Source organism: Streptomyces sp. NPDC048604 (genome assembly GCF_043199435.1).
In the GTDB taxonomy this organism is placed as follows: domain Bacteria; phylum Actinomycetota; class Actinomycetes; order Streptomycetales; family Streptomycetaceae; genus Streptomyces.
The window spans coordinates 243,764-256,963 of record NZ_JBICVX010000006.1 but is presented as its reverse complement, the minus strand read 5'-3'; the positions used below and the strand labels follow the sequence as shown (position 1 = coordinate 256,963).

Here is a 13,200-nt window from a genome sequence, read left to right as displayed (position 1 = left end):
CCCGATGCACGTCGACGTCCTGACCGAGACGGTGATCGCCGTCCCGTGCGAGCGGGTCGCGGCCTACGCGGCCGACCCTTCGCACGCGCCGGAGTGGTACGAGAACATCGCCTCGGTCGAATGGCGGACCCGGCCGCCCGCCGCGATCGGCTCGCGGATGGCGTTCGTGGCCCGCTTCCTCGGCCGGCGGCTGGCCTACACGTACGAGATCACGGCGTACGAGCCGGGGCGCCGGCTGGTGATGCGGACCGCAGAGGGCCCGTTCCCCATGGAGACCACGTACACCTGGGAGCCGTACGGGCAGGCCGGCGACCACACCCGCATGACCCTGCGCAACCGGGGCGAGCCCAGCGGCTTCGCCTCGCTCGCCGCGCCCGTCATGGCGGCCGCCATGCGCCGCGCCCAGCGCAAGGACCTCGCACGGCTCAAGGCCCTGATGGAGGAGCGGGCCCCGGCTTCGGGGTGATCCCGGGCCCGACGGGCCGATCACCGAGCGCCGCGGGCGGCACGGGCTACTTCGGCGGGAGCGTGGCGGCGAAGGCCACCGACTCCGTCACCCAGTGCCGCAGGACGGAGTCCTCCGCAAGCGCGGGGCCCGAGACCGTGACCCAGCCACGCATCGGCCGGCCGGTGAAGTCCATGGGCCGGGCCTCGGGGCGGGCGAGCGCCTCCTCGGCCCTGTCCGTGCCCACCCGGGCGATGAGCTCGTCGCCGACCACGCCCACGCTCATGTTGCCGCCCAGCAGGAAGGACAGCCCGCCGAACATCCGCTTCTCGGTGATGTCCGACCGTTCGCCGAGCTGCTCCCTGATCCGCTGGGCCAGCCCCTCGTCGTACGCCATGCGTCCACCTTCCCGCAGGGGGCCGCGGTCCGCCGGACGCAGCGCCGGTAGGTCGGTTGACCGACAGCATCTCGGCAAGGGCCCGACCCGGGCAACTTCGGGCCCCGGTTCGTCCCGGGCGTGGCGGTGCGGCCGAGGGGCGGCTGTCAGTGGCCGATGGCAGGCTGAGCAACGTACGGGATCTGCGAAAGGGAATACCCATGATCACCACTGACTTCGCCCCCGGTTCCCCCTGCTGGCTCGACCTCGGCGCCCCCGACGTCCCGGCCGCCGCGAGCTTCTACGGCAACGTCCTCGACTGGGAATACGAGCCGATGACCGGCGGCGGGGAGGACATGGAGGGCGGCATGTTCCGCAAGGACGGCAAGATCGTGGCCGGCCTGGGCAAGCTCACCGAGAAGGGCGCCCGCTCCGCCTGGATGATCTACTACAGCGTCGCCGACGCGGATGCCACGACCGAGGCCGTCGAACGCGCGGGCGGCACGGTGCGCGTCCCGCCGATGGACCTCGAGGAGTGGGGGCGGATGGCCCAGTACAGCGATCCGCTGGGAGGTCAGTTCGCCGTCTGGCAGCCGGGTACGAGCAAGGGCGTCGACCTGGTCGACGCACCGGGGTCGCTGTCGTGGACGGAGCTCTACACGAGCGACGCCGCGGCCGCCCGGGAGTTCTACGGCAGCGTCTTCGGCTGGCAGTACTCCGACATGGAGCTGCCGGGCGGGGGCGGCACGTACACCCTCATCACCCCCGCCGGCCTGCCTCAGGAGCGCATGCAGGGCGGCCTGATGGAACTGCCCAAGGAGAACCTCGCCCTCGCGGGCGGCCACCCGTACTGGCACCCGGTCTTCGACGTCGTCGACTGCGACGCCGCGATCGCCAAGGTCACCGAGAACGGCGGCAGCGTCCAGATGGGCCCGGACGACGCCGAGGACGTGGGCCGCCTCGCCGTCTGCCTCGACCCGTCGAACGCCGACTTCGTGGTCCTGAAGCCCACCCCCAAGTGACGCGCCCGGTACCCGGACCGCGAATGCCCGGGGTCAGTCGAGGAGGACTCCCGGGTTGAGGATGTGGTGCGGGTCGAGGGCGTGCTTGGCGGCTCGGAGCGCCAGGGCGAAGGGTTCCGGGCGCTGGAGGTCGTAGCCGGGGCGGTGGTCGCGGCCGACCGCGTGGTGGTGGGTGATCGTGGCGCGGTGGCGGTTGAGGACGTCGGTGGCGGCGGCCTTGATGTCGTCCCAGATCTGGACCTCGTCGCCGGGGCGGCCGGCCACCGCCACGGTGAAGTAGGGGGCGGCGCCGTCGGGGTAGACGTGCGTCAGGCGGCAGTTGACGGTCGCCTGGTGGCCGGTGGCCTTCAGGGCGGCCGCGCCGACCTCGGTGCGTACGGCGTCGATCAGCGCGGGGACGCGGTCCCAGGTGGCGGCGGTCTCGAAGGTGTCGACGACCGCGCCCATCCGGGCCAGGCCGTCACGCAGGTAGGGCATGCGGAGGAATGCCGAGCGCCAGGCGCCGACGGCCGAGTCCGCTCCCGCGCCGCTGTCGGCCTGCGGCGCCTCGCCGCGTCCGCCGTGGGCCCGGGCGAGGTCCAGGGCCGTTTCGAGACGGTCCTCGACAGGGCCGGTGGCGGATTCGAAGCCCAGGACGAGGACGGTCGAGCCGTCGTGCGAGGCCCCGGACAGCAGTGCCTCGCCGGGGTCGAGCAGACGGCAGTTGGCCGGGACGAGGTCCGACTGGGCGATGGCCCGTACCGCGTCCAGTGCGCGGTGGAAGTCGGCGAAGGCCACGGACGCCGAGGCTTTGTGCCGGGGGCGTTCCTGCAGGCGCATCCACGCCTCGGTGATGACGCCGAGCGAGCCTTCGGAGCCGAGGAACAGCCGGTCGGGCGACGGTCCGGCGCCGGAACCGGGGAGCCGCCACGACGTGCCTGCGCCGGCGGGGGTGACGACGCGCAGGGACTGCACGAAGTCGTCGATGTGGGTGTGGACGGTGGCGTAGTGGCCGCCGGCCCGGGTGGCGAGCCAGCCGCCGAGGGTGGAGAACTCGAAGCTCTGCGGGAAGTGACGCAGGGTCAGACCGTGTGGCCGCAGCTGTCCTTCCAGTACGGGGCCGAGGGCTCCGGCCTGGATGAGGGCGGAGCGGCTGGTGGTGTCGATCTCCAGGACCCGGTCCATCGCGGTCAGGTCGAGGGACAGCACGGCCCGGTGGGCGTCGCCGCGGTACTCCACTCCGCCGACCACGGAGGAACCGCCGCCGAAGGGGATGACGGCCACGGCGTGTTCGCCGGCCCAGTCGAGCAGGTCGGCCACCTCCAGGTCGTCGGTGGGGCGGGCGACCAGGTCGGGGATGCGGCCGGGCCGGCCGCGCAGGGCGCGGATGACGTCGCGGTAGGCCTTGCCCATGGCGTGGGCGGCACGCTCTTCGGGATCGGCGGTGACCAGGTGCGCCAGGGAGGACGGGGGTGCCGCTCCCGGGCGGCCGATGGGGAGGTCGGCGATGCGCGGCGGCGGCAGCGGGCGGGCCAGGGTGCCCGGCAGCAGGGCGCCCAGTGCGATGCATTCGGCGTCGTCGGGGTGGGCGTCGGCATGGCCCCAGCCCCACCAGGAGCGGGGGCGGGCGGTGCCGGGGTCGGTCGCGGTGGCAGGCATGAGTGTGCTCCCAGCGGGGTCTCCAGTGAACTTACCCGATGGAAAATTACCGTAGGGTAAGATTCGCTGTCATGACAACAGTCCCCGCCAAGGCCGGCACCAAGGGCATGCCGAGGGCCGCCCGCGAACGACAGGCCCTGGCCGCGGCCACCGAGGAGTTCGGCCGCCACGGCTACGAGGCCACGACGATGGCCGCCATCGCCTCGCGCGTGGGCGTCACCAAGCCGCTGCTGCACCAGTACTTCGGCGGCAAGCAGGACCTCTACCTCGCATGCCTGAACCCCATCGGCGACCGGCTGCTCGGCGCCGTCCGTACCGCGATGACCGAACCCGCCGCCGGCGCGCCGCCCACCCCCCTGCGCGTGATGGACGCCCTGTTCACCGCCCTGGAAGGGCAGCGCGAGGCATGGTTCGTCCTGTACGACGCCACGCTGCCTCCCGGCAGCGACGCCGCCCACCGCGCGGCGCACTACCGCGACGCCATCGACGACCTCGCCGCGAGCGGCGCCGCCGACCTTCTGCACACGGCCGGATCCGACGACCCGCTCGACGCCGACGCCCTCAAGTACGCCTGGCGCGGCCTGTGCACCGCCCTGGTCCGCTGGTGGATCAACCACCCCGACCAGTCCCCCGAGGCCATGACAAGGCGCTGCGCCCGGATCTTCGCCGCCGCCCGCCACATCGGACTCGCCGACGGCGACGACCGGCCGTGACCGGGGTCGCCGAGACTCAGGCGACCGTGAGGACGATCTTGCCCGTGGTGCGGCCCCGCTCGCCGATCGCATGGGCCTGCGCGGCCTCGCCGAGCGGCAGCACGGTGTCGACCACCGGCCTCAGCTCCCCGCGCTCCACCAGGGCCGCGACCTCGCGCAGGCCCAGGTGGTCGGGCTCGACCAGGACCCAGTCGGCGCGCACCCCGTCCCCGGCGGCCGGGACGTCGTCCGGCCCCGGCAGGGTGATGAGCCTGCCCCCGTCGCGGAGCACCTTCAGGGAGCGCTCGGCCGTCTCCCCGCCGAGGCCGTCAAGGACGACGTCCACGTCGGAGACGACGTCCTCGAAACGGGCAGTGCGGTAGTCGACCACCTCGTCCGCGCCCAGCTCCCGCACCAGGTCGTGCTTGGCCGCGCTCGCGGTGCCGATGACGTACGCCCCGCGGGCCTTGGCGATCTGCACGGCGAGGTGGCCGACCCCTCCGGCCGCGGCGTGCACCAGCACCCGCTCGCCGGGGCGGACGCCCGCCGCGTCGACGAGGGCCTGCCAGGCGGTCAGGGCGGCGAGCGGCAGCGCCGCGGCCTCCACGTGCGTCAGGGACGCCGGCTTCGGCGCTAGGTGGCGGGCCGGCGCCACCACGTACTCCGCGTACGCGCCCGCCTGGCGCGGGAACAGCGGCATCCCGAACACCTCGTCACCGGGGCGGAAGATCCCCACGCCGGGGCCGACGGCCTCCACCGTGCCGGACACGTCCCAGCCGACGACGGGGACGTCGCCCCAGGCGATGAGGGCCCCGCTGGCGCGGGTCTTCCAGTCCACCGGGTTCACCCCGGCGGCGTGCACCCGGACCAGGACCTCGTTCAGGCCCGGCTCGGGGCGCTCCACCTCGCGCTCGACCAGGTTCTCGGGTCCGCCCCACTGCTCCACGACCATCGCACGCATGCTGTCCGCCTCGTTTCCGTCTCTCATCGGCATGCCACCGGATCTCTTCCGGCGGCGACGGCTCCACGATCGGACAGTCCAGGCCCTCATGGTGTTGGCCATCCAGACACCATGTGACAGGATCTGGCCATGAGCACCATTCCGGGAACGACCGCGGAGGACACGAGCGCGGGAAGCGAGGCGGGCGCCGCGGTACCCCACCGCATCGCCGTGCTCGCCCTGCCGGGAGTGCCCCCGTTCGAGCTCGGCATCCCCTCCCGGGTCTTCGGCAGCGTCGCGGACGCCGAGGGCCGGCCCCTGTACGAGGTCATCGTCTGCACGGCCGACGGTGCCCCCGTGCTCAGCGACGCCGGGTTCATCGTGCAGCCCGCCGCCGGCCCGGAGGCGCTCGCCCATGCCGACACGGTGATCGTCCCGCCCACGCACGCCATGCCCGAGCTGGGCCGGGGAGGCCCGCTGCCGCCCGAGGTGCGCGCCGCCATCGCCGGGATCCGGCCGGGCACCCGGCTGGTGTCGATCTGCACTGGGTCGTACGTGCTGGCCGCCGCCGGGCTGCTCGACGGCCGGCCGGCCACCACGCACTGGAATCTCGCACCGGAGTTCCGCCGGGCCTACCCCGAGGTCAAGGTCGACGACGAGGTGCTCTTCGTCGACGACGGCGACGTCCTGACCTCCGCGGGCGTGGCCGCGGGCGTCGACCTGTGCCTGCACATGATCCGGCGCGACCACGGCGCCGCGGCCGCCAACCGCGCCGCCCGCATGTGCGTCGTGCCGCCCTGGCGGGACGGCGGGCAGGCCCAGTTCATCGACCGCCCGGTCCCGGAGCCCACCCTGGCCGGCACCTCCGCCACCCGCGCCTGGGCCCTCGAGCACCTCGCGGAACCCCTCACTCTCGCCCGGCTCTCCGAGCACGCCCGCATGAGCCTGCGGTCGTTCACCCGCCGGTTCCGCGAAGAGGTCGGCATGACGCCCGTGCAGTGGCTCACCGCGCAGCGGCTGGAACTCGCCAAGCAGCTCCTGGAGACGACCGACCTCCCGATCGACCTGGTCGCGCACCGGGCCGGAATCGGTTCCGGGAACTCGCTGCGCGCCCACATGAGGACCGCGTTCGGCATCTCCCCCGCCGCCTACCGCCGCGCCTTCGGCACCGGCGCCCCGCCGTCGCGCACGGACGCGTAGCGGCCCTCTCGCGGGGCCGCCGTGCTGGCCCGTTCCACCAGGGTCGTCGGCACGAGAGGTACGCCCGTCACCGTCTCGCCGCGCAGCTCCCTGAGCACGGCGTCGACGCACAGTTCGCCGACCTGGCCGAAGTCCTGACGGACCGTCGTCAGGGGCGGGATGAAGGAGGACGCCTCGGCGATGTCGTCGAAGCCGACCACGCTCACGTCCTCGGGCACCCGTACGCCCCGCTCGTGGAAGGCCCGCAGCACGCCGAGGGCCATCTGGTCGTTGGCGACGAAGACCGCCGTGCAGCCGGCCTCCTCGGCGAGCGCGAGCCCCGCCGCGTAACCGGACTCGGGCGTCCAGTCCCCCCGCAGCACTGGGGGCGCCTTCCGCCCCTCCTCGCGCAGCGCCGCCTCCCAGGCCTCCGCACGGCGCCCCGCGGCGAAGGACTCCTCGGGGCCGGCCAGGTGCCACACCGTCTCGTGCCCGAGGTCGAGCAGATGCCGTACGGCGCTGCGCGCGCCCTGCCGCTGGTCGGTGTCCACGACGGGGAGGCGCCCGGTCGCGTCGGAGTCCACCACGACCGCCTTGACGTGCGGCGGGAGCCTGAGCGCGGCCGTGTCGAGGAGGCGTACCTCCATGATGAGGATCACCGCGTCGACGGCGAGTTCGTCGAGCCTGGTGAAGGCCCCGCGCACGTGGTCCTGGGTCGGGGCGTCGAGCGGGATGAGGGTGACCGCGTACCCGGCGCGGGAGGCGGCTCCCGCGATGGCCTCCAGGGTGCGCACGTTGCCGGTGCTCGACAGCCCCGTCGTGATGACGCCGATGGCGCGGAAGTCGCCGCGCTTGAGGGCGCGGGCGGCGCTGTTGGGCCGGTAGCCGAGTTCCTTCATGGCGTCGAGGACCTTCTGGCGGGTGGTCTCGACGACGGCCGGGTCGCCGTTGGAGACACGGGAGACGGTCTGCGAGGAGACGCCCGCGAGCCGAGCCACGTCCGCCATGGAGACGCGCCGCGGCCGTCCCTCCGTCCCCCGCCGGCCTTCGGGCCCGTCCGCCGCCCGCCGGCCGGCCGTGTCCTTCTCCGCCACCCCGGTTCCTCCCCTGTCGTCGGCCGGCCCCCACCGGGCCGTTCCCGGTCCTCGGGCGGGCCGGTAGGGCGTAGAGTACGGGCGGGCGCGGTGTGATCATGAGGAGTATGTGTGACCGCGGTCAGCCTTGAGCACGCCACCGTCCCCGCCGACGCGGGCGAGGTGACGCTCCTGATAGCCCGCCGGGTGGAGCCCGGCTACGAAGCCGCCTTCGAGCGGTGGGCGAGGGGCATCCTCGAGAGCGCGGCGGCCTTCCCCGGCCACCTCGGATACGGGCTCTTCCGCTCCTCCGGCGGCGACGCGCCCTGGTTCCTCGTCCACCGCTTCCGGGACGCGGAAGCCTGCCGCGCCTGGCAGGAGTCGCCTGAGCGGGCGGCCTGGTTCGCCGACTGCGAGGGACACCACCACACCGAGATCGCCCGGCGCGAACTCACCGGCATGGAGACCTGGTTCGCCAAGCCCGGCTCCACACGGCCCGCGCCGCCCCGGTGGAAGATGGCGATCAGCGCCACCCTGGCCATCTACCCGATCTCCGTGTTCGGCAGCCTCTTCCTCGTCCCCCACCTCGCCGCACTCCCCCTCCTGCTCAACAGCGCGGTCATCGCCTGTGTCTTCAACGTGCTCATGACGTACGTGGCGATGCCCGCCGTGAGCAGACTCCTGCGCGGCTGGCTCACGCCGTAGCGCCCGAGCACGGTCACGGCACCAAGACGCCCGCCGTGGTCCGTTCCGGCGTACCGGGGAGCACACTGGCAGGAAAGGGATGGAACGCCGGTCCCGGCCCGGTGCCCGGCCCGTCCCGCACGGTGCTGGAAGAGGGTGCGCGGATGGCCGGAACCCGTTCCTCGTCCCGCTCGCGCTACGCCCCCGACCGGGGGCTCTCGGCCCGTATGGCGACGACGATGTTCCTGATCGGACTGCTGTACGTGGTCTTCGTCGGCGTCCTGCTGGTGCTGCTGCAGGGGTCCTGGCCGATCATCCTGCTGGTCGCGGGCGTGCTGTTCGTCGGGCAGTTCTGGTTCAGCGACAAGATCGCCGCCCTGGGGATGGGGGCCCGCGAGGTGACCCGCGAGCAGGCGCCCGAACTGCACGGCACGGTGGACCGGATCTGCGCGCTGGCCGACATGCCGAAACCGAAGGTGGCCGTCGCCGACAGCGACGTGCCCAACGCCTTCGCCACGGGCCGCGGCGAGCGCACCGCGCTGGTCTGCGTCACCACGGGTCTGCTGCGGCGGCTGGAGCCGGAGGAGCTGGAGGGGGTCCTCGCCCACGAGATGTCCCATGTGGCGCATCGGGACGTCGCGGTCATGACCATCGCCTCGTTCCTCGGCGTGCTCGCCGGGGTGATGACCCGCGTCGCGCTCTACAGCGGCCTCGGCCGCAGCCGGGACAGCACCCTGGGCGCCGCCGCCATCCTGATACCGGTCGTCAGCGGTGCCGTCTACGTGATCAGCTTCCTGCTGACCCGGGTGCTCTCCCGCTACCGCGAACTCGCCGCCGACCGGGCCGCCGCGCTGCTCACCGGCCGCCCCTCGGCCCTGGCCTCCGCGCTCACCAAGGTGAGCGGCGAGATGGCCCGGATCCCGACGAGGGACCTGCGCAAGGCGGAGCCGTACAACGCCTTCTGGTTCGCGCCCGCCTTCTCCTCGAAGGAGAGCCTGGGCCGCCTGCTGTCCACCCACCCCACCCTGGAGCAGCGGCTGGAGCAGCTCGGCCGGATCTCGGCGCAGCTCGGCGGGGCGTGACGGCGGTGGGGCTCCTCGACAGCATCCTCGGACGCAGCCGCCCCGTACGGCCCGATCTGGACCGTCTCTTCGGGCTGCCCGGCGCCGCGGTCACGCTTCAGGCGGGTACGGGCTTCGTGCCGACCGGGGTCGGGTCGGTCTGCTTCGCGGCGGTGGAGGGCGGGGCGTTCGCGCGCCTGAAGGAGGAGGTGCGGGACCTGCTCGACATCGGCGCGGAGGAGGGCGCGGAGGAGGGCCGGGGCGGGGACGCCGGTGCGGCGGCATCCCCCGTGACATACGCCTCGGACGCGTACGGATACACCTGGCTGACCGTCCGCCGGCCCGCCGACGACCCCGTCACCCTGGTCAACGAGCTGCACGCGGTCAACTCGTTGCTCGAGGAGTCCGGCTTCGGCCCCAACCTGCTGTGCTCCCTGACGAACTTCCGCGCGCCGGCGGCGGCAGGGCGCGGCGGGGACGGCCACCGAGCTCGCGACCTCGCGCTGGTCTACCTCTACAAGCGCGGCACCTTCTATCCCTTCGCGCCGCGTGCCGACCGTGCCGAGACGCGGGACAACGCCCTGGAACTCCAGGTCAGGTCCCTGCTCGCGGACGATCTCGCCCTGGAGCCGGACATGGAACGCTGGTTCCCCGTCTGGGGCGCACCGGGTCTCACCGGAGCCGCTTGAGCGGCGCGCTCGTCGGCGGGCGGCCGGACGGGGTTCAGCCGACGAGGAGGTCCTTCCTGAGGCGCTTCAGCTCGCGGTGGTCGATGCCGAGGGCGTCCTTGAGGTAGCGGTCGAAGGAGCCGTACGTCGCCTCGACCTCGTCGTAGCCGGAGTTGAGGTACTCGGGGCGGACGTCGAGCAGCGGCTTGTAGACGGCGGCCTGCTGGGGCGGGAGGTGGCCGAGGATCGCGTCGTTGGCGGCCTTGCGGTAGGCGTTGCTGGCGAGGTAGTCGGCCATGACCGTGTCCCGCGGCACGCCGAGGGCGGTCAGCAGGGCGGCGTTGGACCAGCCGGTGCGGTCCTTGCCGGCGGTGCAGTGGAAGAGCACGGCGCGCGCGTCGTCGTCGCCGATGCCGTCGAGCACCTGGGTGTACGCCTTCTTGCCGCCGTCGCCGCCGACCATGGCCTTCTCGGCGGCGATCATCATCCGCTCGGCCTCGGCGGGGGTCCTCGGCATGCTCTGGAAGGCGCCCGAGCCCGCGAAGACGTCGGCGACGACGTAGTCGGCGCCGGCGGGGACCTTGTCGGGGTCCTTGGCCCGCTCGTCCGCCATGCGCAGGTCGAAGACGGTGTCGATGCGCAGGCGGCGGAGCGTGGCCTGGTCCTCGGCGGTCAGCTTGTCGAGGGCGTCCGAACGGTAGACCTCGCCCATCTTGACCCACTGGCCGTTCTCGGTGCGGTAGCCGCCCGCGTCACGGAGGTTGACGGTTCCCGAGAGCTTGACGAGCCGGTCGGCCAGCCGCAGGCCCTGGCCGCGGTCGGCCTGGAACCAGAACCACTGGCGGTCGGCGGCGGGCAGTCCGGTGACGACGGCCCGGCCGGTGGCGCCGCCCTTCGCGACGACTCTGCCGTTCGCGCGGATCTCTACGTGCTTGACGCCTTCCGCCTTCCAGCTGAGGGAGTACGAACCGTCGGCGCCGGCGGTGACGGTGGCCTCCGTGAACGGGATGGCCTGGCCTGAATGGTGCCGGCCCGGGTTTCGCGGCAGGTCCCACACGGAGGCGGTGGCGGACGGCGCCAGGGGCAGGCCGAGCGCGAGAGCGGAGACGAGGGCGGTGGTGGACAGGGTTGCCTTGTTCATGGCCGTGAGCGTGGGCGGACGGGGCGAACGTCGCATGAACGCGGCATGGCTGGATACCGCCCCCACGAAGGCAGGTGGCAAAACATGCCACCTATGCATGATGTGCAGCTGCGGGGGCGGTTCCGAGGACGGGCCGGGCGACCGTCAGAAGCGGGCGGCCGTCAGAAGCGGGCGGACGTCAGAAGCGGGCGGCCGTCAGAAGCGGGCGGCCGTGAGGTCTCCGGTCCGGCCCAGCCGGCCCGCCCGGTCCCGGGCGACGGCGGCGCGGGCGGCGTCGCCCAGCGAGTCCGCCAGACGGGCCCGGCTCAGCCAGTTGTACGGGCTGGCCGGCCGCAGCGCGGTCCGCTCGCTGATCAGTACGCGCGCCATGTCGTGCCGCCCGGACCTCAACGCCGCCTCCAGGAGGGTCTTCTGGACCGCGTCACGCTGGGCGTGGCTGCCTCCGAACTCGTGCAGCCGCCGGCGCAGCGGCCACAGCAGTTCCATGACGGCACCGTGGTCCCCCGCGGCGTGGGCGACGAGCGCCTCGCACACGGGCAGGCCCACCTGCGCGGTCATCGCGTGGTTGGTGACCGCCTCCGTACCCGGCTCCGCCAGCCAGCGCCTGCGGTCGTCGATCAGCCGCTGCGCCCGGGCGACCCGGCCGGCGCCGACGTAGGACATGACCGCGTGCACGTCGTTGAAGGCGTAGAACGGCGGATCGGCCCGTGCGGACCACGCGTCCGCGAGCGCCTCCCACCGGCGGGTCTGGTCGGATCCGGCGAGGTGGAACCGCCACAACATGGCCGCCGCGTCGAGGAGTTCCATCGCCAGGCCCCTGGACTCCTCGTTGTGCAGCGCCGCGTCGTAGATGCCGAGCGCGGTGTCCGTCCGGCCCGCCTCCAAGGCGTAGAGCGCGTAGTGCCACCAGTTGTGGACCGTCAGGAAGTTGCCCGCGGACCAGTCTCCGGTGCGCGCGTCGAGATACGCGATGCCCTCGGCGAAGCGCCCCTGCATCTCGTAGGTGTGCACGACGGCGTGGATGGCCCACACGTCCTGGGGATTGCGCTCGACCGCGGCCGTTCCCGTCTCCCGGGCGTGGGTGTAGTGCCCGGACTCCTCCAGGCCGAAGGCGTACATGCCCAGGAGCGGGCCCCGGTGGGGGTCGTCCTCCTCCCAGGCCGACAGGGCTCCGCCGATCCTGTCCCGCAGGCGCAGGGCGTCGCCGGTGAGGAAGTCGAGCTGGTGCCCGACGAACAGCGCGAGCGCGTCGCGCGGGCAGGCCACGGTCAGCTCCTCCAGGAGCGCGCTCGCGCGCCGCAGATCGCCCGCGAGCAGGCTCTGCGCGGCGGCCGTGTGCAGGCGCTCCCGCAGGGGCAGAGCGGTCGCGTCGAGGCCGGCGGCGAAACCGTCGAACCGCCGCCGTGCCGCGGCGGCGTCGGCCGGCTCGGTGCCGAGCACGCCCAGGTACGCCGCGAACGCCTGCGCGACCGGTGCGGCAGGCGCGGCCGCCAGGAGGTCGTCGACCGCCTCGACCACGTCCGGGCGAAAGAAGAGCAGGTGCTCCACTGCACGGTCCAGATGCGCTGCCGCCTCTGATGTGCCGTTGTACAAGTCGTGACCGTACCGGTCGGTCGCCAACGCTGATCACCTCGTCACGAGAGCCCTGCCATCGGATCGGCGCCGCGACGGCCGACGCCTTCCTCCCATGGAGCCAGGAACGCGCGCCCGGGCACAGTCCCTGAAGGAGTGATCGTCCGGCGACCCGCACCCGGGCCGCCGCGGTCAGTCCACCAACGGCCAGGTGAGCTCGGTGCGCAGGTCGTCCGGGTCCATGTCCGGGGAGGGCTGGGTGACGTACGTTTCCCACCTGTCCTCGCCGGCGGTCAGTCCGCGCGCCCGCATCCAGGAGCCCAGGCGTTCCCAGGAGGCCCCGAGGCCGTCGAACGACCCGACGTGCGTCAGCCGGGCGGCCCGGCCGCCGGGCAGCGAGCCGGGCACGACCCCGGCCTCCGGCCGCACCGCCCGGCCCGTGACGAACCCGACCTCCAGGTCCACCGGGTCGCCGAACGCACCGTGGTAGAGCCCGAAGGCGGGGCCGAGCACGTCGACCTCCTGGGCCGCGACGGTCCTGGCCAGCGCGCCGAACGACGTGTCGAAGAAGTCCCGCAGCCCGTCCATCGGGACGACGCCGCGCACGACCGCCGTCGTCTCCGGGTCCAGCAGGACCACGGCCGGCTCAGGGACGCTCGGTTCGTCGTCCCGTCCACGACTGCTCATGCCCGCGGCTCCTCTCCGTGCC

The 13,200-nt window shown here is 73.4% G+C and carries 14 protein-coding genes; 7 read left to right on the top strand and 7 right to left on the bottom strand.

Annotated features, from left to right (window positions below; translation table 11 throughout):
• Positions 1–4 precede the first annotated feature (4 nt).
• On the top strand, positions 5–466 hold the full coding sequence (locus ACGFMM_RS15120) for an SRPBCC family protein (protein ID WP_393646683.1): 462 nt from the start codon (positions 5–7) through the stop codon (positions 464–466).
• A gap of 46 nt (positions 467–512) precedes the next feature.
• On the opposite strand, the gene ACGFMM_RS15115 is transcribed toward ACGFMM_RS15120, so the two are convergent.
• A complete protein-coding gene (locus ACGFMM_RS15115; RefSeq protein ID WP_393646681.1) occupies positions 513–842 on the bottom strand; it encodes a TfoX/Sxy family protein in 330 nt (109 codons plus the stop codon).
• Between the two features lie 200 nt (positions 843–1,042).
• Between ACGFMM_RS15115 and ACGFMM_RS15110 the strand changes: the two genes are divergently transcribed.
• The gene (locus ACGFMM_RS15110) at positions 1,043–1,843 is read left to right on the top strand and encodes a VOC family protein (RefSeq protein WP_393646679.1); all 801 of its coding nucleotides are present in this window, start codon (positions 1,043–1,045) and stop codon (positions 1,841–1,843) included.
• Between the two features lie 33 nt (positions 1,844–1,876).
• On the opposite strand, the gene ACGFMM_RS15105 is transcribed toward ACGFMM_RS15110, so the two are convergent.
• Positions 1,877–3,481 (bottom strand): FAD-binding oxidoreductase, encoded by a 1,605-nt coding sequence (locus tag ACGFMM_RS15105; RefSeq protein ID WP_393646677.1) that lies wholly within the window; start codon positions 3,479–3,481, stop codon positions 1,877–1,879.
• Between the two features lie 71 nt (positions 3,482–3,552).
• Between ACGFMM_RS15105 and ACGFMM_RS15100 the strand changes: the two genes are divergently transcribed.
• Entirely contained in the window at positions 3,553–4,194 is a 642-nt protein-coding gene (locus ACGFMM_RS15100) for a TetR/AcrR family transcriptional regulator (protein ID WP_393646676.1), read from the top strand.
• 16 nt (positions 4,195–4,210) lie between these two features.
• Here ACGFMM_RS15100 and ACGFMM_RS15095 read toward each other — a convergent pair whose 3' ends face one another.
• Entirely contained in the window at positions 4,211–5,134 is a 924-nt protein-coding gene (locus ACGFMM_RS15095; protein ID WP_393646674.1) for an NADP-dependent oxidoreductase, read from the bottom strand.
• A 129-nt stretch (positions 5,135–5,263) separates the two neighbouring features.
• Between ACGFMM_RS15095 and ACGFMM_RS15090 the strand changes: the two genes are divergently transcribed.
• Positions 5,264–6,313 (top strand): GlxA family transcriptional regulator, encoded by a 1,050-nt coding sequence (locus ACGFMM_RS15090; protein ID WP_393646672.1) that lies wholly within the window; start codon positions 5,264–5,266, stop codon positions 6,311–6,313.
• Here the strand turns inward: ACGFMM_RS15090 and ACGFMM_RS15085 are convergent.
• Complete coding sequence (locus ACGFMM_RS15085) at positions 6,262–7,299, bottom strand: LacI family DNA-binding transcriptional regulator (protein ID WP_393646948.1); 1,038 nt, start codon at positions 7,297–7,299, stop codon at positions 6,262–6,264. The two genes, ACGFMM_RS15090 and ACGFMM_RS15085, sit on opposite strands and share 52 nt — an antisense overlap.
• 198 nt (positions 7,300–7,497) lie before the next feature.
• Between ACGFMM_RS15085 and ACGFMM_RS15080 the strand changes: the two genes are divergently transcribed.
• The 3 genes from ACGFMM_RS15080 to ACGFMM_RS15070 all read left to right on the top strand — a co-directional run bounded on the left by ACGFMM_RS15080 (position 7,498) and on the right by ACGFMM_RS15070 (position 9,799).
• The gene (locus ACGFMM_RS15080; RefSeq protein WP_393646670.1) at positions 7,498–8,070 is read left to right on the top strand and encodes an antibiotic biosynthesis monooxygenase; all 573 of its coding nucleotides are present in this window, start codon (positions 7,498–7,500) and stop codon (positions 8,068–8,070) included.
• 143 nt (positions 8,071–8,213) lie between these two features.
• Positions 8,214–9,131 carry a zinc metalloprotease HtpX gene (htpX, locus tag ACGFMM_RS15075; protein ID WP_393646668.1) on the top strand — a complete coding sequence of 306 codons (918 nt, stop codon included), beginning with the start codon at positions 8,214–8,216 and terminating at the stop codon, positions 9,129–9,131.
• Positions 9,132–9,136: 5 nt separating this feature from the next.
• On the top strand, positions 9,137–9,799 hold the full coding sequence (locus ACGFMM_RS15070; protein WP_393646947.1) for a hypothetical protein: 663 nt from the start codon (positions 9,137–9,139) through the stop codon (positions 9,797–9,799).
• 34 nt (positions 9,800–9,833) lie between these two features.
• Here the strand turns inward: ACGFMM_RS15070 and ACGFMM_RS15065 are convergent, their stop codons facing one another.
• From ACGFMM_RS15065 to ACGFMM_RS15055, 3 genes are all read right to left on the bottom strand, one after another.
• Positions 9,834–10,919, bottom strand: a complete 1,086-nt coding sequence (locus tag ACGFMM_RS15065; RefSeq protein ID WP_393646666.1) for a tyrosine-protein phosphatase — start codon at positions 10,917–10,919, stop codon at positions 9,834–9,836.
• 195 nt (positions 10,920–11,114) lie between these two features.
• Positions 11,115–12,539 carry a tetratricopeptide repeat protein gene (locus ACGFMM_RS15060; RefSeq protein ID WP_393646665.1) on the bottom strand — a complete coding sequence of 475 codons (1,425 nt, stop codon included), beginning with the start codon at positions 12,537–12,539 and terminating at the stop codon, positions 11,115–11,117.
• Positions 12,540–12,683: 144 nt separating this feature from the next.
• Complete coding sequence (locus tag ACGFMM_RS15055; RefSeq protein WP_393646663.1) at positions 12,684–13,178, bottom strand: GyrI-like domain-containing protein; 495 nt, start codon at positions 13,176–13,178, stop codon at positions 12,684–12,686.
• Positions 13,179–13,200: the final 22 nt, after the last annotated feature.

What these genes read in the sequence shown, in the direction of transcription:
- ACGFMM_RS15110 (WP_393646679.1), top strand. Translation starts at nt 1,043, where the DNA reads ATGATCACCACTGACTTCGCCCCCGGTTCCCCCTGCTGGCTCGACCTC.
- htpX (WP_393646668.1), top strand. Translation starts at nt 8,214, where the DNA reads ATGGCCGGAACCCGTTCCTCGTCCCGCTCGCGCTACGCCCCCGACCGG.
- ACGFMM_RS15085 (WP_393646948.1), bottom strand. Translation starts at nt 7,299, where the DNA reads ATGGCGGACGTGGCTCGGCTCGCGGGCGTCTCCTCGCAGACCGTCTCC.
- ACGFMM_RS15055 (WP_393646663.1), bottom strand. Translation starts at nt 13,178, where the DNA reads ATGAGCAGTCGTGGACGGGACGACGAACCGAGCGTCCCTGAGCCGGCC.
- ACGFMM_RS15115 (WP_393646681.1), bottom strand. Translation starts at nt 842, where the DNA reads ATGGCGTACGACGAGGGGCTGGCCCAGCGGATCAGGGAGCAGCTCGGC.
- ACGFMM_RS15065 (WP_393646666.1), bottom strand. Translation starts at nt 10,919, where the DNA reads ATGAACAAGGCAACCCTGTCCACCACCGCCCTCGTCTCCGCTCTCGCG.
- ACGFMM_RS15095 (WP_393646674.1), bottom strand. Translation starts at nt 5,134, where the DNA reads ATGCGTGCGATGGTCGTGGAGCAGTGGGGCGGACCCGAGAACCTGGTC.
- ACGFMM_RS15090 (WP_393646672.1), top strand. Translation starts at nt 5,264, where the DNA reads ATGAGCACCATTCCGGGAACGACCGCGGAGGACACGAGCGCGGGAAGC.
- ACGFMM_RS15100 (WP_393646676.1), top strand. Translation starts at nt 3,553, where the DNA reads ATGACAACAGTCCCCGCCAAGGCCGGCACCAAGGGCATGCCGAGGGCC.
- ACGFMM_RS15105 (WP_393646677.1), bottom strand. Translation starts at nt 3,481, where the DNA reads ATGCCTGCCACCGCGACCGACCCCGGCACCGCCCGCCCCCGCTCCTGG.
- ACGFMM_RS15120 (WP_393646683.1), top strand. Translation starts at nt 5, where the DNA reads ATGCACGTCGACGTCCTGACCGAGACGGTGATCGCCGTCCCGTGCGAG.